The organism is Blautia sp. 1033sp1_1033st1_G9_1033SCRN_220408, assembly GCF_040929965.1.
Taxonomy (GTDB): domain Bacteria; phylum Bacillota; class Clostridia; order Lachnospirales; family Lachnospiraceae; genus Blautia_A; species Blautia_A ammoniilytica.
Map to the genome: position 1 here is coordinate 65,780 of NZ_JBFKZO010000001.1, position 16,814 is coordinate 82,593.

At 39.4% G+C, this 16,814-nt stretch carries 22 protein-coding genes; 10 read left to right on the plus strand and 12 right to left on the minus strand.

Features of this window, described 5'->3' with window-relative positions; all coding sequences use genetic code 11:
• Positions 1-3: 3 nt before the first annotated feature.
• Both AB5916_RS00325 and AB5916_RS00330 read right to left on the minus strand, forming a co-directional pair.
• Positions 4-1,299: a tyrosine-type recombinase/integrase gene (locus AB5916_RS00325; RefSeq protein ID WP_005608354.1), complete on the minus strand. Its 1,296-nt coding sequence runs from the start codon at positions 1,297-1,299 to the stop codon at positions 4-6.
• 86 nt (positions 1,300-1,385) lie between these two features.
• A complete protein-coding gene (locus AB5916_RS00330; protein ID WP_005608353.1) occupies positions 1,386-2,015 on the minus strand; it encodes a helix-turn-helix domain-containing protein in 630 nt (209 codons plus the stop codon).
• Positions 2,016-2,186: 171 nt separating this feature from the next.
• Between AB5916_RS00330 and AB5916_RS00335 the strand changes: the two genes are divergently transcribed.
• From AB5916_RS00335 to AB5916_RS00370, 8 genes are all read left to right on the plus strand, one after another.
• Entirely contained in the window at positions 2,187-2,417 is a 231-nt protein-coding gene (locus AB5916_RS00335; protein WP_004843519.1) for a helix-turn-helix domain-containing protein, read from the plus strand.
• Between the two features lie 140 nt (positions 2,418-2,557).
• Positions 2,558-2,872 carry a hypothetical protein gene (locus AB5916_RS00340; protein WP_005608351.1) on the plus strand — a complete coding sequence of 105 codons (315 nt, stop codon included), beginning with the start codon at positions 2,558-2,560 and terminating at the stop codon, positions 2,870-2,872.
• A 331-nt stretch (positions 2,873-3,203) separates the two neighbouring features.
• The gene (locus AB5916_RS00345) at positions 3,204-4,925 is read left to right on the plus strand and encodes a MobA/MobL family protein (RefSeq protein ID WP_040893156.1); all 1,722 of its coding nucleotides are present in this window, start codon (positions 3,204-3,206) and stop codon (positions 4,923-4,925) included.
• Positions 4,864-5,598: a DUF6040 family protein gene (locus AB5916_RS00350; protein ID WP_005608347.1), complete on the plus strand. Its 735-nt coding sequence runs from the start codon at positions 4,864-4,866 to the stop codon at positions 5,596-5,598. The genes AB5916_RS00345 and AB5916_RS00350 overlap by 62 nt, the downstream gene beginning before the upstream one ends.
• A 63-nt stretch (positions 5,599-5,661) precedes the next feature.
• Positions 5,662-6,006: a hypothetical protein gene (locus AB5916_RS00355; RefSeq protein ID WP_005608346.1), complete on the plus strand. Its 345-nt coding sequence runs from the start codon at positions 5,662-5,664 to the stop codon at positions 6,004-6,006.
• A gap of 67 nt (positions 6,007-6,073) precedes the next feature.
• Positions 6,074-6,523 (plus strand): hypothetical protein, encoded by a 450-nt coding sequence (locus AB5916_RS00360; protein WP_004843525.1) that lies wholly within the window; start codon positions 6,074-6,076, stop codon positions 6,521-6,523.
• A complete protein-coding gene (locus AB5916_RS00365) occupies positions 6,524-8,464 on the plus strand; it encodes a DUF1430 domain-containing protein (RefSeq protein WP_005608344.1) in 1,941 nt (646 codons plus the stop codon). It abuts the gene before it with no gap.
• On the plus strand, positions 8,461-9,069 hold the full coding sequence (locus AB5916_RS00370) for an ATP-binding cassette domain-containing protein (protein ID WP_005608342.1): 609 nt from the start codon (positions 8,461-8,463) through the stop codon (positions 9,067-9,069). The genes AB5916_RS00365 and AB5916_RS00370 overlap by 4 nt, the downstream gene beginning before the upstream one ends.
• Before the next feature lie 151 nt (positions 9,070-9,220).
• On the opposite strand, the gene AB5916_RS00375 is transcribed toward AB5916_RS00370, so the two are convergent.
• The 6 genes from AB5916_RS00375 to AB5916_RS00400 all read right to left on the minus strand — a co-directional run bounded on the left by AB5916_RS00375 (position 9,221) and on the right by AB5916_RS00400 (position 11,706).
• Positions 9,221-9,457 (minus strand): DUF6061 family protein, encoded by a 237-nt coding sequence (locus AB5916_RS00375; RefSeq protein ID WP_004843528.1) that lies wholly within the window; start codon positions 9,455-9,457, stop codon positions 9,221-9,223.
• A gap of 300 nt (positions 9,458-9,757) precedes the next feature.
• Positions 9,758-10,267, minus strand: a complete 510-nt coding sequence (locus tag AB5916_RS00380; RefSeq protein WP_006873177.1) for a hypothetical protein — start codon at positions 10,265-10,267, stop codon at positions 9,758-9,760.
• A gap of 57 nt (positions 10,268-10,324) precedes the next feature.
• On the minus strand, positions 10,325-10,579 hold the full coding sequence (locus AB5916_RS00385) for a CPCC family cysteine-rich protein (protein WP_006575072.1): 255 nt from the start codon (positions 10,577-10,579) through the stop codon (positions 10,325-10,327).
• A gap of 311 nt (positions 10,580-10,890) precedes the next feature.
• Entirely contained in the window at positions 10,891-11,187 is a 297-nt protein-coding gene (locus tag AB5916_RS00390) for a DUF3847 domain-containing protein (protein ID WP_009296086.1), read from the minus strand.
• Positions 11,180-11,521, minus strand: a complete 342-nt coding sequence (locus AB5916_RS00395) for a DeoR family transcriptional regulator (RefSeq protein WP_054328106.1) — start codon at positions 11,519-11,521, stop codon at positions 11,180-11,182. The genes AB5916_RS00390 and AB5916_RS00395 overlap by 8 nt, the downstream gene beginning before the upstream one ends.
• Complete coding sequence (locus tag AB5916_RS00400; protein WP_002304353.1) at positions 11,518-11,706, minus strand: hypothetical protein; 189 nt, start codon at positions 11,704-11,706, stop codon at positions 11,518-11,520. The genes AB5916_RS00395 and AB5916_RS00400 overlap by 4 nt, the downstream gene beginning before the upstream one ends.
• 483 nt (positions 11,707-12,189) lie before the next feature.
• Here AB5916_RS00400 and AB5916_RS00405 point away from each other — a divergent pair, with 483 nt between their 5' ends.
• Positions 12,190-12,996 (plus strand): helix-turn-helix domain-containing protein, encoded by an 807-nt coding sequence (locus AB5916_RS00405; RefSeq protein ID WP_006873172.1) that lies wholly within the window; start codon positions 12,190-12,192, stop codon positions 12,994-12,996.
• A 61-nt stretch (positions 12,997-13,057) separates the two neighbouring features.
• On the opposite strand, the gene AB5916_RS00410 is transcribed toward AB5916_RS00405, so the two are convergent.
• The 4 genes from AB5916_RS00410 to AB5916_RS00425 form a co-directional block, all read right to left on the minus strand.
• Positions 13,058-14,020 carry a DUF3658 domain-containing protein gene (locus AB5916_RS00410; RefSeq protein WP_368188855.1) on the minus strand — a complete coding sequence of 321 codons (963 nt, stop codon included), beginning with the start codon at positions 14,018-14,020 and terminating at the stop codon, positions 13,058-13,060.
• A 16-nt stretch (positions 14,021-14,036) separates the two neighbouring features.
• On the minus strand, positions 14,037-14,426 hold the full coding sequence (locus AB5916_RS00415) for a TnpV protein (protein WP_009296082.1): 390 nt from the start codon (positions 14,424-14,426) through the stop codon (positions 14,037-14,039).
• Positions 14,386-14,658 (minus strand): helix-turn-helix transcriptional regulator, encoded by a 273-nt coding sequence (locus AB5916_RS00420; protein WP_002593556.1) that lies wholly within the window; start codon positions 14,656-14,658, stop codon positions 14,386-14,388. Before AB5916_RS00420 ends, AB5916_RS00415 begins: the two co-directional genes overlap by 41 nt.
• A 154-nt stretch (positions 14,659-14,812) precedes the next feature.
• Positions 14,813-15,448, minus strand: a complete 636-nt coding sequence (locus AB5916_RS00425; RefSeq protein ID WP_368188856.1) for an MATE family efflux transporter — start codon at positions 15,446-15,448, stop codon at positions 14,813-14,815.
• A 195-nt stretch (positions 15,449-15,643) separates the two neighbouring features.
• Between AB5916_RS00425 and AB5916_RS00430 the strand changes: the two genes are divergently transcribed.
• Positions 15,644-16,774 (plus strand): metallophosphoesterase, encoded by a 1,131-nt coding sequence (locus AB5916_RS00430; protein ID WP_368188857.1) that lies wholly within the window; start codon positions 15,644-15,646, stop codon positions 16,772-16,774.
• Positions 16,775-16,814 lie beyond the last annotated feature (40 nt).

Here is a 16,814-nt window from a genome sequence, read left to right on the forward strand (position 1 = left end):
TTTTTAGTCATTGCCCACCACTTTATCAAGAAGCCGAACTGATTTTCGTTTCGCATCTCTTGTGGAGTGAGCATAGACGTTCATTGTGGTACTGACATCTGAGTGTCCCAACAATTCCTGCACATCTTTTGGGGCAGCTCCATTTGCTAAAAGGTTGCTTGTATAGGTGTGACGTAACTGGTGGAAATGAAAGCCTTCAAATCCCTCTAATGTTTTTGCCACCTTTCTGCAAACAGTCCCCAAAGTAGTTGGAAGTTCCAAACAACCATCCGGTCTTAAACAGACGAAAGAAATTTCTTTATAATCTGTCGGGACTTCCTCTGTTCTGTCTAAACAATAATATTCGTAGTACACTCTGTTTTTCTCTTTGACCTCTTTGTAGTAGTTCGTGTGATAAAGTTCTCCGTACTGCATTCGATTTTTTAACTGCTCTTTCCGGGCATTACGGAAAATCTCTACCAGTGTATCTCCAAAATCAACAACCCTTACTTTTTTCCGCTTGGTTGGTCCGATGATATATTTGCGCTTTGAGCCATCATATCGGATGCTGCGTCTTATGGTAAGGCATTGTTCTTCCAGATTTACGTCCTGCCATGCCAAACCGCAGGCTTCTCCAATACGAAGCCCGGCATAATAGGCTATCTGGATTGGAAGTATTGCGGCTGGGTTCTTTTTTTGCAGATAAGCAAGCAATCTTTCATAATCTTCTCGTGAAATTGGTTGGACATTTCCGTCCATATCCTCATCGGAAAACAAATCCACTTCATCCGTCTGATACCGCAGTTTAATATACTGCATGGGATTGAACGTAATATACTGCTTTGGAAATACTGCAAAACGGAAGGACTGCTGCATGACTGCGGAAAAAGAATGGATATAATCTTTGCTGTAACCCTTTCTCTCTTTTCCGTCGGGATGAACTCCCCCGAAGGAAAGCAAATCGAAGAAGGATTGCAAATGTTCAGAGGTTACATTTTTCAGTTTCCGTTCTGCCAATGGGTGTTTCTTGATATTTCGGATTGTTCCGAGGTAATTCTCCACCGTACCATTGCTGAGCGTACCTGTTTTTAATTCCTCCTCTGCCCACACATCCAAAAGCTGTCCGACTGTGAGATTTTCCGCTTTGGCAACAAATTTCTTTTTCTCATAATCATCCATTGCCTGACGGAGCAGCTTTTCAGTTTCACTTTTGCTTTCTGTTCCAACGCATTCTTTCTGAACAAGATTGCCGCTTGCGTCCTCTACATAGAAGCGGTAGTACCATTTCTTTCCTTTTTTTCTTACAGATCCTTTTGCCATAATCGTATGTCTCCTTTCGATATTAGACAATCGGAACTGATGAAATGCTTCGTGCGTGTAAGTATATCATAACTCCGGTTGTCTTACTATACCGATTCGGAATCTTCGTATAAGACTTCTGATAAAAGATTTGCAAGCCTTTGTTCTGCTGTTTTTGGTTTCTTGGAATAGAGCCTTACAACGTCTGCCATCTCATTAAAAGCATTGATGGTGTGAGTGATTTCCCTTAAGAACATAATCTCATTATATTCATCATTCGATTCAAACCCTATTGTTTTGGCAATATCCGTCTGACCAGCATTCCCCTTGAAGTTTTTGCAGGCGAACTGGAAGGAATCCAAAAACAGACCATATTGTTTTAACATCAGCAGTAATAAATCTTTTGAAAAAGCATCTTCTTCTTTGGTAAGGGCAAGCGGTAACTGTTCCAGAATATCTCCCATCGCATCACGAATCTGTAACTCTCTCTTATCCGTAATGTCGGTTTCATATTCATCTGTTTCCCCTTTGAGCCATTCCACAGATACATGGAGTGCTTCCGAAAGACCTTCCAGCACCATTTTTTTCGTATTGTCAATCGAACCATTCTCATAACGCAGGATTGTAGAAGCGGTAACACCCATCTTTTCTGCGACATAAGGCTGTGTCAGATTCAATTCCAGACGGCGCTGTTTTACTCTGCTGCCTATCAGCTTGCGTAGTTCTTTATCTTTCATGCTGACTGCCTCCTTTTTCGGTATGTATGAATTATAGCATTGTTTTTCTGTAATTGCAATATGCAACTTAAAAATTATTTTTAATATTTCGTAACGCTTGACAAAAAGATATGAAAAGGATATACTTACATCACAAGAATTGCATAATGCAATTTATAAGGAGGTGATTATATGACGCAAAGAAAAATTGCATTATCCATCGAAGAAGCTGCTGACTATACGGGAATCGGCAGAAACACCTTAAGACAGCTTGTAGAATGGAAGAAACTTCCAGTATTAAAGGTTGGTCGCAAAGTCCTGATTAAAACCGATATTCTGGAAATGTTTATGGAAGCGAATGAAGGTCGTGATTTGAGGGATAGAGGAAATGTAAAAGCCGTAACAAGAACTGCGGCAAATTAAAAAGGCGGCTTCCAAAGAAACCGCCAAAGGTTCTATCAGACCGAAGCCATGATATACCTACACGCAAGAAGATTATACCATGTGCTTCTTCTGATACGCAACCGAGAACTTATGTTTGTAAAAGAAAGGGGAATGTAATCATGGCAAAATCAACAAAAAGTTATGAAGAACGAATGCTTGAAATGGAAAAGAAGGAACAGGAAAGCCTTGAAAAAGCAAAACGATATGCAGCACAGAAGAAAGAACTTCTGAAACGAAAGAAAGCCGAAGAAAGTAAAAAACGAACCCATAGGCTCTGTCAGGTTGGCGGTGCGGTGGAATCCGTTCTCGGTGCGCCTATCGAGGAAGAGGACATCCCAAAGCTGATTGGTTTTCTGAAAAAGCAGGAAGCCAATGGGAAATTTTTTTCAAAGGCAATGCAGAAAGAAACACATACCGATATGGAGGAAGTGTAATGGCGGGGGGGGGGGATGAGTTTTTCATTCCCTTCATTGCTTTTTCATGAAGGGCGCACTTATGGACAACCAGAGGTCGTCCCAATAAGTTTGCCACAAGTGGCAACCGGTCTTCGCTCACGCTTGCCGGGCTCGTTCCGTCGGCGGGGCTTTCAGCCAGACCTGCTCATGCCGCAGGAGGCACTCTTCGCCAGAGGGGCGCATTCCATGCAGGCTGCTATGCGCAGGGCACTCTTACGCAGAGGGCGTTCCGGCAATACTGCTTTTTCTAAAACTGAAAGCAATGTTGCCGGAAATCTATGCCGGATGTGCAGAAAGGGGGAATCCAGACATGGCGATTTTTCATTACACAATCAAAATAGTCGGACGAAGTAAAGGGAAATCTGTTATCTCCGCTTCCGCATATCTCAATGGGGATGTGATGAAAAACGAGGAAACCGGGCGAATCAGTTATTACACTTCTAAAAAAGAAGTGGTCTACACCAGTCTGATGATGTGCGAAAACGCACCTCCTGAATGGCAGATAGTACCAGAAGAAAATATAAAACGCTTTCAAAAATCTGTCCGATACAAAAGGTCAGAAGATAAAGAAGCTGCTTTAGAAAAATTTAAAATCACATTTCAGAAACAACGGTTATGGAATGAGGTATTGAAGATTGAAAAAAGTGCAGATGCCCAACTTGGCAGGTCATTTGAATTTGCCCTCCCCAAAGAATGGAGCAGACAGGAACAGATTCAATATACAGCCGACTATATCAAAAAAACATTTGTGGATAAGGGAATGTGTGCTGATTGGAGTATCCACGACAAAGGGGATGGCAATCCTCATGTCCATCTGCTTCTGACAATGCGCCCTTTTAACCCGGATCATTCTTGGGGGAAGAAAGAAGTCAAAGATTGGGATTTTGTCAGAGATAAAAGCGGAAATATCGTGATTGATGAATCCCATCCGAACTGGTGGCAGGATAAGAAAAACCCTGACCGTCATGGAATCCGTATCCCTGTATTAGATGAAAACGGAATCCAGAAGATTGGTGCAAGAAACCGCCTGCAATGGAAACGGGTACTGACCGATGCTACGGGATGGAACAATCCAAAAAACTGTGAACTGTGGCGGAGCGAGTGGGCAAAGGTGTGTAATGAACATCTGCCTTTGCATAATCAGGTCGATCACCGTTCTTACGAAAAGCAGGGAAAACTCCAGATTCCTACCATCCATGAAGGTGCTGACGCAAGAAAGATTGAACAAAAGTTTCTTGCCGGGCAGGAAATAAAAGGTTCGTGGAAAGTAGCGGAAAATCAAATCATAAAACAACAAAACACGTTATTGCAAAAGATACTGGACACCTTTGGGAAAGTATCAGGTGCATTATCATTATGGAAGGAGCGATTAAATGACATTAGAAGAAAGCCGGGAAATTATACCCTTAATGGAGTCCATGATTGGGCAAATCGAAGAACAGCAGACCTTAATGGCAGAAATGCTTCTGGAAATGCAGAACCGGGACACCCAACTCTCTCTTATGCAGGAACAGAATCAGAAATTGCAAAAATTAAACAGCGAGTTATCCGAGCTGCTCAACATTTTGCCAAATACCGAGGAACTACTTTCCAAGATGGAAGAACAGAAAACGAAGATAGAACTTTTGGAAAACGAAAATCAGCAATGGCAGATATTGGCACAGAAGCTGAACAGCGAAAACAGTTTATTACTGAAACAGAACACCGAATTGCTGAACTGGAACAGCAGGTAGAGAAAGGACGTGATATAGATGAACGAATCCAGAGAATTAAAGAACGCCGAACAGTTGGAAGAACTTCTGCTCTTGACCGAGGAGATACAAGAAGAGTTGGAACAGAAAGACCAGCTTATCGTGGAACTGAAGACGCAGCTCAACGAATCTCTGACCTTGAACGAGAAATTAAACAAAGAGAACAGAGCCGGGAATATTCAAGCATTAAAGAACGACTTGAAGCTGGCAGACAGAGCATTGCGGAGCGAGAAAGAGAAGCTGCGAAGCGCAAACGTCACGATAGAGGAATGTCAAGATAAAATACGATGCTTAACACAACAACGGGATTATGCCCGGACACATCAGAAAATCGTAGAGATACCGGTAGAAAAGCCGGTACTCTATAAAAAATGCGAAGCCTGTGACCGGACAGCCTATCAGAATGCAAAAGCAAGATACGAAACACAAAAAGAGCAACTTGCAGGACAATATAAAGCAAAAACGGTAATGTTCCAAACAACCTTGTTCCTTCTTGCATGGTATTCGCTGACAACCACTCTTTTTCAGGCAGTACAGTCAGATGTGTTCCTTTCCGATTGCAAATCATTCTTCCATGATGCAGCATCATTCATACAAACTTTTATCGGTTGGACGATTGATGCCGGGCAATCTGTGGCACAAATCAGCACAAAAATTCCAAATGAGATTATAGCCGGAATCATATATTGGTTATTGATGATATTGGTTGTTGGAATATGTGTGGCAGGGACAGGGATACTGGCAATACTGATAGAAATAAAGGTTATAGAATTATATAAGAAAAACTGTTGGGATGTTATTACCCTACTGATGATACTGACAAGTGCGGCTGTCATCATTTATTTTGGAGAAGTAATTAAAAAAGCATTATCAATAAATCTGTTGTTCTTTTGGTTAATTTTACAAGGAATATATCTTACAATTCGACGCTATATAAGTCAAGATACTGATTGACTAGATACAAAATATTTGATAAAATATAAATAGAAATACAGCAGATCAAAGAAGGTAAAACTTATGAGAGCAAAGAAAGTGATTGTAGGGGTAGCTATTAGTGCAATGTTAATTTCTTCATCAATTCCAGTAATGGCATTTTCTGTTACAAACGGGAATAAGACATTTGATAAAAAGTGGGAATTGAGCACTACATCTGATGGCGGAAAAGGTGTTTTGACTTATGGTTATAATACTCTTGCTATTAATGAAGATTATGCACACGCATATCATTCAACTAAAGATCATTACGCATATGTCAAGAATGGAAATGGTTCTTTTTCGGGTTCAAATGTTGGTAAAGGTAATTGGTCTAAAATTGAGGTTGCTCATAAAGGAAATAGTATTACCTACGGTAATAGCTACTAAACAAAGGTTCGGGATAATGGCTGAGTGGTTGGAATTCCAACCACTCTTTTTTGTGGAGTGTATATAAATGAAGAAAAAAATAAAATATATAGGAATTGTTTTGGTTATTTTGTTCTGTTGCTATAATTTATTTTGGTACTTCGGGAGTTATAAACCATATAACGAATTTCAGAAAGACTTCCCTGAAATAGAAGAATCTGGAGTAAAAATTTACACAGATAAAGATGGATTCCAGTATAGTGTGTCTGTCCCTGATTATTTGCTTTGGAATGGAAATCTTGCGATAGCTGAGTCAGATGTTCGATATGCACTAATTATTTGGATAAAACCATTTCACCAAGGAATAAGTCAAGGCGTGCTATTTAATGACTATAAGGATTTGAATACTCAAATTATGTTGTCAAGTAGCAAAAAAGCTGAAGATCAAGAAGATCAATGGATTGTTGATGAAAATAGCACAATATTGACTACGATATTTGAAAAAGCAAATAAAGTATGGAATCTGGGGTTGAAATAAATGAAAGCAATTAAAAACTTATGTTTGTTTTGTTTCCTGATTTTTGGAATACTTATGCAATCTGAAATATTTCAAGATCAGCTTTGGAACTTTTCTACAGCATATTTTACGTCATCACGCTATGAAGTTGCTAGTGAAGATATGTCGCAGTTTCTGAAAGATGTATCAGAAACTGCAACGGAGAATGATGTACATATTTTTTCTCAGTACAATGAAATCAATAATAAATACCTTTCAACACTTCATATTTATGGCGATGATAAAGTAATCAGACAAACATTAAAAAATACTGCAAACATAGAAGAATCAGAATATACCGCTTTAGTTTCCGGAATTACGAAAGTAAAATTTCATAATCTCTCAGAATTGCAAAGTACCTCTGTGGGTTATGAAAACTTTATCTCATACATAGGAAATGAGGACAATATTATCTCTGCATATCAGAAATTATCAGAAAAATATAGCTTAACTTATCCAGAATATTGGAATTCTACGGAAAAGGACATGATTTTTATTATATGGGGTATGATTATTGCATTGATGATTGTTCTAAATGTAATTGAAGTGGTTAGGCGAAAAAAAGAGGTTGTTGTACGAGTTTCCTTAGGAGAAAGTGCTGGTTTCATAGCATTTAAGGCTGCTTTATTCGATGTAACTTTTGACATTGCATTATTTATTGTTGCAAAAATATTGCTGTCAAATTATATATCGGGAGCATATGAGAATAGACTCGTCACAATTTTATATTCCATTGGAATTATTCTTTCCACTATTCCATATTGTTCTTTTTGCTTTTTTGATATTAGAAAGGCATTCGCAAATGCAACACACAAAAGAGGAGTGGATTTTTTAATTTATTCGTTAAAATTTATAGCAGGGGTAGCCGCTGTTTTTACAATTACCACTAATATTAGTAGTATTCATAATAACCTATTTACAAATGAACATTTGTTAGAAGAATATTATGATGCAAATTATTTTACCGTAAAGACTACTGATTTTAATGCTGAAAAAGAAGAAGCTTTTTGGAATAAACTATACAAGAATGAATATAACACATTAAAGCCTGTAATATGCTTGAATATTTTAAATGATAAAAATGATGTGATATATGTAAATAATCATGCAAAAGATATGTTACAAGGTTTTACGAAGCAGATAAATGCAGTAGAGAATGAATCTTCTGATTTGATTATTTTCATTCCAAAGAATAGATATTTTGCTAAAAACAAGCAATTAGCCTATGACTCCTTGAGCCATGTTTTAAATCATGATAATTTACAACAATTAAATATTCAGTACATAGAGTATAGCGAAACAGAATACTTTTCCTATTTAGATACAAGTAGAATAAATGGTATCGAAAAAAGCAAAAATCCGATAATTATTTATCAGGCAAACAAAGATTTAGCAGTCAATGGTGGGTATCTTGAAAGCTATAAAGCAGGAGCAGTTTTATTTCAATGTGATGAAAAACAGCTAAGAAATATCAGCAAAAAGTATGAAGATATGCTTGGAAATTATCAGCTAGTAATTACAAACGTACATGAACAGTATTTATATAATCACACATTTTTAATAAAACTCGTGGGATTTTTAAGTTCTCTTTGTACGATTGTATTGCTTTTAAATATTATGATTATTGTTACAGTAAGTAGACTAGAGTTCCGAGAAAATGCAATGAAAATTTCCTTGATGAAAATCTTTGGATATAGTTTATTTGAACGGCACAAAACACTTCTTAAAATGATTGTAGTGGAAAATTTTGTGATATTAGTAGGTATGCTTATCTATTCTTTATTATCGGTACAGACTGAAGTAGGAATTAGCATTCTTGTTAGTTCATTTATGGCACTAATAGAATTTACAATTATTTTCTTTAATATCACAATTGTTGAAAAAACAAACATACCGAAATCATTAAAAGGAGGTTGCTTATGATAACAATTGAAAATCTATGCAAAGCATATAATGATAAAATTTTGTTCAAAAATTTTCATTTGGAAATTCCAGATAGCCGTTTTTTGGTAATTAGTGGCGAAAGTGGATGCGGAAAAAGTACTTTACTTAATATGATTGGAGGTATTGAAACTCCTGACAAAGGTTCTATTATTGTGAATGGTTTTGATGTGGCAAAAAAAGGAAAAAAGCAGAAATATTTCAAAGAAGTTGTTGGATTTTTATTTCAAAATTTTGCCCTTTTGGAAAACAAAACAGTAAAAGAAAATCTAGAAATAATAAAAAAATCAGGTAGAACGGATATTTCAATAAATGAAGCTCTTGAAAAAGTTGGTTTACAGAAAGTAATTAACAAAAAAGTCTATCAATTATCTGGTGGCGAACAGCAGAGAGTTGCGTTAGCTCGTTTAATGCTAAAGAAATGTTCGATTGTATTAGCAGACGAACCAACTGGTTCCTTAGACAAAAAAAATAGTGAGATTGTTATGAATATATTGCATGAGTTAAGTGAACAGGGAAAAACAGTTATTGTTGTAACTCATAGTGAAGAAATTGTAGCACAAGAAAAGCATGTTCTATATTTATAATTACCCATAATAGAAGAATATGTTCTTTCGGGAGACACCTCCTCTAAGAACATATTCTTTTGGTTAAAATTGATTATAAAGATACTTTTATTTCAGTATATTCGCTATATTGATGGGATATATATTTGCATATTATTTATATGGATAAGGATTATAACTCTAGTGAGTCTTCTGCATCTACCCACATCTGTAAATTACCCTCAAGATATAATCTTGCATATTCCAAAGGCTCATCCACAGCCAATGAAGTAAGCGCACATTCTGATCCGTATGTGGTTTTTAGATTTTTTTCAGCTTTCCAGCAATCAATGCGAAGCATATATCCGGCACTTGTGTAAACATCAATACTATCGTGATTTATGTTGTATTCTGCATAAATTGTTCTCATCGTATCTTATCTCCATTTTCTTTTAATAATCAGTTATAGAGTTAAATATCGAAAACATTTCAATCAGTTCACCATGTCGTTATTGTTATACTGTGTTATGAAATTTTCTTTCCCTTATTTTTTCCCATATTAAGGTTCATGAAAACCAATGTGAGAATATAACACAAGGGAAAGAGTAAGGGAAAGCTCACTTGCTACAAACTTAGTATTTTCAAGGGTTTGCGAAGAATTTGATAATTAAATATAACAGTTATTAAATTTCCTAAAATATGTGAAATATCAACTGGAATTTATTTGTTGTTATTTTCTATCAATCCCCAAAACATCATAGTATTCATCACTATACTCAATGCCACTATTGTCAAAGCGAGATTGCAGTTCTTTTACATAGTCATAAGGGTTATCAATAGGGGAAATTTCTAATTCTGTTTCAAGATAACTTAATGTCGCTTTCTGTTCCTCTGTGCGGATTGCTTCTTCCTCTTTGAGGTGTTTTTCAAATTTGTCTTTGTCCATCCAAATAATCTGCTCAATAGGATTAGTAGAACCACAAGCAAGAATAAGTCTCATAAAATCCTCAAAGGTTCTTGCCAGTGGATAAACAAAAACATCTGCACAAGTATCAGGATTGCAGGCAAAAACCATTTCCCCATACGGCTCAATAAAGCAATACATAATACTTCCTTCAAAACCTATTGCCTTTGCATTGGTCGGATAGCAGAAGTAAGAATAAATATCTTCAACTTGTTCAAGACAAATCAAAGAGCCATTTATATTCAGTTCTTTGTATTGGTCAAAAAGTGTTTCCATTTTATCACACTCCTTTACAACTTCTAATTTTTCAGTTCTACAAGTTGGAAGTTGTCGCTATGAAATTTCTTTTTCATCATCTCTTGGTGGTCGGACATAACATAACATTTCTTTTTCACAAGCACCAAATTTTGAGAAATTGGATTTCGCTTCTTTTAGCGTTATTCCATGATTAGAGTCGCTTGGTTCGTTATCAGAAGCAATGAACGGGTCATTCTCCCAAAAACAAACGGGGCAAATATACCCACAATCTTCATTTGCCGGAACATTATAGGTAAAATATCCGCAGCAAGGACATTGGTATTTTTTCATATAAACCTCACGTTTAAGCCTTGACCTCAAATTCCTGATTTATTTCTGACTTTATTATACTTCATCGATTATCGAAAAGATAGCATATTTTATGAAACTTGTCGGCTGGGAACAGCTTGCACCGCAAGGTGTCCCCAACAGGCAAGTCCACAAAAGGGTAGCTGGCTGCAGCCAGCGCAGGGGAAGTGTAGCGTCCCCTGTTTGATTTGGAGCAGACCATGACTGCGGAAAATCACAGCTCTCCGGCGAGGAGCCTTCGGAGAACGCAATGCACCAACCTCTGGGTGGTGTATAATTGCGCCCTTAGTAAACTAAGGGGTTTCCGGCTTCTCCCGTTCCAGCATTTTTTTCAATAGTTCCTGCGTGTCCTGCCTGTGAAAAATGAGTTTCAACAACAGCATGACATCATCATCTGTTAGGCGTTCCGGCTCTTGCAGAAAACTTTCCAGCATACCGCCACGAGTGCAGAGCCGGTGCGTCCGTTCCTTTCGGGTAAGCTGCTTTAACTGGTGCTGCAATGCCTTTTCATCATTGATGGCTTTCCGCAGTTTCTTTTCGCTTTTCTCCAGCTCCCGGTTGAGCTTTTCCAGCTTCGAGGTATCAGGCAAGGGCAGCGTCCTCCTTTCCCGGTATCAGCACATAAATCCTATTCGGTTCTCCCACGCCCTGACGCACCCGCATGATAAGTCCGGCGTTTTCCAGTTCATTCAGAGAACGCTTGACCGTCATGGGACTGCGGGACAGGACTGCGGCAATGGCTGTGACAGGGAAGCAGACAAACAGGATTCCGTTCTCGTCCTCCTGCTCTTTGGATAGCATAGCGTCCAGCATCCGGCAGTACATGACCTTTGCGGTGCTGCTGACTGGAAATCCTGTCAACGCTCTGGGAAATGGCATACAGGGCGGCAATGGTGTGTCTATCGTCATAAATTCAAAATTCATTCTGTGTGTTCCTCCTTTTTCTTTGCTCGTTTGGATAAATAACGGGGGCAGTCAATCACAACCGCCCGGAAGCTCTGCTTGCACCCATGCTGGCATTTCCGGCATAATTCGTTGTAAGTGACACGCCCCCGGTCATTGAGGTAAAAGGAAAGCTCATGCTTCCTCTTTTTGCTCATTCTCGGCATATTGTATTTCCTCCCGTTTTAGTGTATGGTTTCGGGGCGATTTTCGGCAAAATTACGGTCATAGAGCCGATTAAAATCTCCCGAAGTATCAGCGATAGGGTAGACTATCCCCCTATCAGATTGTCGTGTTTCGGTATCATTTCGGTGTCAGTTCGCCAGTTCTCCCCGGTGTCGTTCCTCCCCTGAATCTCACAGCGGCGTATCGCTCCCTTTGGTACGCTCGTTTCGGTCAGGGTTCCTCCACATCCCTGCCAAAAGTCATGGCGCTACATCGCCGGGGAAGCATATCCCACACAGGCTGGTCATTCGATTGGAATAATCCATCGATGAACTACCTGTATCATAGAACATTTTTGTGCCCTGTGCCGTATGTCCACAAAGTAGGAATTAGGGGTAAAAATCAGAAATTTCCACGATTGCGGAAAGTGTGATATAATCCAGATAAGCGACAGCAATGAAACCATTGGAAAGGAGCGTGCGCCCATGAAAGGAGCAACAAGCATACAGGAACGCCTTTGGGAACTCCGCAAGGACAAAGGCTTAAATCTGGAAGAACTATCAAAGCTGACAGGCATTTCCAAATCAGCTCTTGGAAGTTATGAAAAAGAGGATTTTAAGGAAATCAATCATGGCAACCTTATCACGCTGGCAGACTTCTATGGGGTCTCTGTTGATTATCTACTGTGCCGGATAGAGAACAGGGAGCAGATCAACACACCATTGACGGAGTTGCATTTGAATGATGAGATGGTGGCACTGCTGAAAAGCGGTCGGATTAACAACCGTCTGCTCTGTGAGCTTGCTACACATAAAGATTTTATCAAGTTTCTTGCAGACATTGAGATTTATGTGGACGGGATTGCTACCATGCAGATTCAAAACCTCAATGCACTTGTCGATACCGTCCGGCATGAAATCATTGAACGGTATCGCCCAGGCGAAGATGACCCGCATTTGAAAGTGCTGCAAGCCGCCCATATCAGTGATGATGAGTATTTCAGTCACATGGTTCTGGATGACCTCAACCTGATTATCCGGGATATTCGGGAAGCCCACAAAAAGGACAGTGAGAGTGCGCCCCAGACCACCGTTGCCGATGAATTGAAAGAAAATCTCGAAGCAGTCGAAAATTTCAAGGGCAGCCGGGATGAAAAGCTGGTTGTCCTTTACTGCAAGCAGCTCGGTATCAACTATAAAAATCTGTCAGACGAAGAATTTCGCTGGCTGATTCGGATTCTCAAAAAATCAAAGAAAATGGGAACGCCTATCAGCCAGAGGAAAAAACGGTAAAAAAAACCGCTGTTGCATGGTTGGGGTGCCTTCCATGTAGCAGCGGTTCTTGCTGTGGTTATTATTTCATTCGTTTTCTTAATATCCGGCGATAATTTGTTTCTCCCTTTGGTGCGTCCTGTATAATTTCCAACACACCATCTTCAAGCATTTTATCAATGCGATTAGAAATCCATACATCACTAATTCCAAGTTGATATTTTCCTAAAACATTACCTATAACAATAGCCATTTTGAATTGCTCTGGCTGTTCCGCAATTTCACGAAGAATGAAACTATCATATATATCTTCTGAAACACTTTGCAATTTACCATTTAGCATTGCACGCAAAGGTGCATTTTCATTTTGAAGTTGATTCCATTTCATAGCACAAGCTGAAAGAAATACAGGCTTAGCTTTTTCTTGTAGAGTTATATATTTTCCCCATTCGCCAGGAGAAACCTCACCCCATGCTATTTTGGATGTCATAGTATTTTCTTTTCCATATTCCCAGGCAGGTAACTTAACCAAATAAATTGTTGTCTGACAGTTTAATGGTCGAAGTTGTTTCATAAGCCAGTACATACCGCAAAGTTCATCCGGATTATAGTTATACCAAATACGAACTTCTTCCCCAGCTACATATCGTTCAATAACCGAAGACAATGTAGTTTTAATTTTCTGTATTTTTTCTTCAACCTGATAGTCTAAATCCTCTACAAACCAGACAGACAGCATTTTCTTGAGAACATTTTTCCGCTGTTCGCCAATTCCATTATCAGAAATATCTCCCACACTAAGAGCCATATCAAAACAATAAACATCACTGCTCTTGCCTCCCAATGGAATAGCATTCTCCCAAGCAATATGTTCTTGTTCCTGTGCTTGAATTTGTGCTTCTTTCATTTCATCTGAAGATGGAACACTCCCATCTTCGTGCCTCATAAAGACCGAAACTGCACTTCCTCTATACTTTCCCTTACCGTAAGTTTGGGCAATTTTCAAACTTCCACAGGCACTTTCACCAAATACAATTTCAATCATCTTATATACCTCCGATTTAATTACTCCCGTATGAATAAATTATATCATGCAAAACAATTTCTTCTGCCCGGTTGTGAATGTTATTACAACGCTGCACCCATTCCATTTGTTGAGTTCGCTTCAATTCCTCTGTCACGCCCTCGGTGGCTTTCATCTGCTCCATGATAGTGTCTAACCGTTCCTGTGCCTGTTCGTTCAGGTCTGCAAGATATGTCCACAATTCTCCGGTCAGTATCAATGTATTCAATCTGGCTGGGTGGACTTCCCTTAAATATTCCCGGTGCATCCGTCCGTACTTTCCGATAGGGCGGTGTTCCTCCGGCAGTTTCAAGTCCGGGATGTAGTAATCTCCGACAAGGATATAATCAATTCCGTTTTCCGTTATTCTTGGTTTCAATTCTCTCATGTTCCTTACCTCCTGTGGAAGCAGGCTCGTCTGGTACTAACTCAATCACATCGGTAATCTCACAATTCAGCGTTTCGCAGATACGGGCTAATGTATCCATGCTGATGTGCTTTCCCTCTTTGCTCATGTTGGCAATCATATTTGTTGTCATACCAGCAGCAAGCCTTAAATCCTCTTTCCTCATATCACGCTCTAACAGTGTGTGCCAGAGTGGTTTATAGCTGATGTGCATATTGTTTTCCTGCCTTTCTATCCATACCACCGGGGCGGCTGCCCCGGCAGGAACTTTTCTCTTATTATAGCACCAATCTTGTGAAATCACAATTTATTCTTGTATCCTGCCGCTGATACCGTCTGGATTGGTTTTCCTTTCTTTTTTGTTCCCTTTAATTAGCCATGAACTGGCTGATGTCTGTGGCGATGGCAGCACCTGCAACACCCATGTGAAATCCGCGGATCAGAAGCAGGTCAAGAAAAATATTGATGATAGATGCACAGCCAAGATAAAGCAGGGATCGTTTGGAATTGCCTGCAGCATTCAGGATCCCGGCAGCCATATTATAAATTACATTAAAGACAACACCGCCGAAGTACAGACGAAGATAGGTAACAGAGTTACCAAGCACTTCTTTGGGTGTCTGCATCTGCAACAGGATAGGCTTGGTAAGGAGCATGCCGCCTGCTGTCAGGATCAGTCCCAGGAAAAAGGCAATGGCAAGTGCTGTATGCACTGCGTTCTGTACTTCTTTTTTGTTATTGGCACCAAGATACTGTGATACGATTACGCCTGCACCTACAGAAGCACCCTGGCTAAATGCAATCAGAAGGCAGATCAAAGATGTGCTGGAGCCTACTGCGGCCAGTGCATTACTGCCAACATAATTTCCTACAATAATAGAATCTGCAGTGTTATAAAGCTGCTGCAGAAGATTTCCAAGGATCAAAGGTACAGAAAAGAAAAAAATCTGCCTGGCAATGCTTCCCTCAGTCATCAGCTTATTTTCATTTGTTTTTACACTCATTATAATTTCCTCCCCCAAAATATTATAGGCTTTGCTGCCAGGAAAGACAATATATATTTTATGTTACATATATATCAGTATATGGTATACTGATAACTATTCAGCAGATAGTAACTGTGAGAGCACCGGACAGTTACATATACGGTATGGTATAATGGCTTCGGAAATATTTATTATAAGCAGGAGGATTAAAATATGTTATGGATGCTGTTATTTGTAGCACTGTTTGCAGGGGCAGCAGCCGGGACTTTATACCTGGCAGGCAGGGTAAGGAAATTTCAGTTTATTGAAAAACTGTCAAAAGGAAGTAAAAAGAAGGGATTTTTTCTGGGGTTATTGCTGATCGCTGCAGTGATTGCTGTATTATGGAAGCTGTGGGGATCCATGAATGCAGTCATCTGTGTGCTCCATCTGATGGTATTCTGGGCATGCAGTGACGGAATCTTTGGACTGATCCGCAGATTTTCCGGGAAAACATTCAAAAGATATTATGCAGGAGCATTTGCCATTTTGTTTACAGCAGGGTATCTGGCTGTCGGCTGGTATCAGGCACACCATGTGTGGGAAAAGGATTATACCATTGAAACGGATAAAAGCGTAGGAGATCTCAGGGTGGTTATGTTTGCAGATTCCCATGTGGGAACTACTTTCCATGGAGAAGGATTTGCACAGCATATGAAGGAAATCCAGGATCTTAATCCGGATGTGGTGCTGATCGCCGGAGATTATGTGGATGATGATAGCTCCAAGGAAGATATGATCCGCTGCTGTCAGGCATTAAGGGAATTGAAAACTACTTACGGCGTATATTTTTCCTTTGGAAATCATGATAAAGGCTACTATGATCCAGATTACAGGGGATACGATGGAGATGATCTGATCGCTGAATTGGAAAAGAATAGAGTAACCGTGCTGCAGGATGAAAATGTGCTGATTGATAACCGGTTTTATATCATAGGGCGTCAGGATCGATCCGAGGAAATGAAAGCAGGCAGAGGAAATGGGAGAGCGTCTATGGCAGAGCTTACCAATGATCTGGATCCTGAGAAATTCTCCATTGTGATCGATCATCAGCCTGCAGATTATGCTGCACAGGAAGAAGCAGGAGTGGATCTTGTATTATCCGGACATACCCATGGAGGCCAGCTTTTCCCTCTTATGAATATTGAAAATCTTACAGGAATGACCAGTGATGACCGGGTATACGGATACGAAAAAAGAGACAATACCAATTTTATTGTAACTTCTGGGATTTCCGACTGGGCTATTAAATTTAAAACCAGATGCAGATCTGAATATGTGGTTGCTGATATTAAAGGCATGTAAAGGATAGGCTGAAAGCTTTTTAACAGGCTTTCGGCTTTTC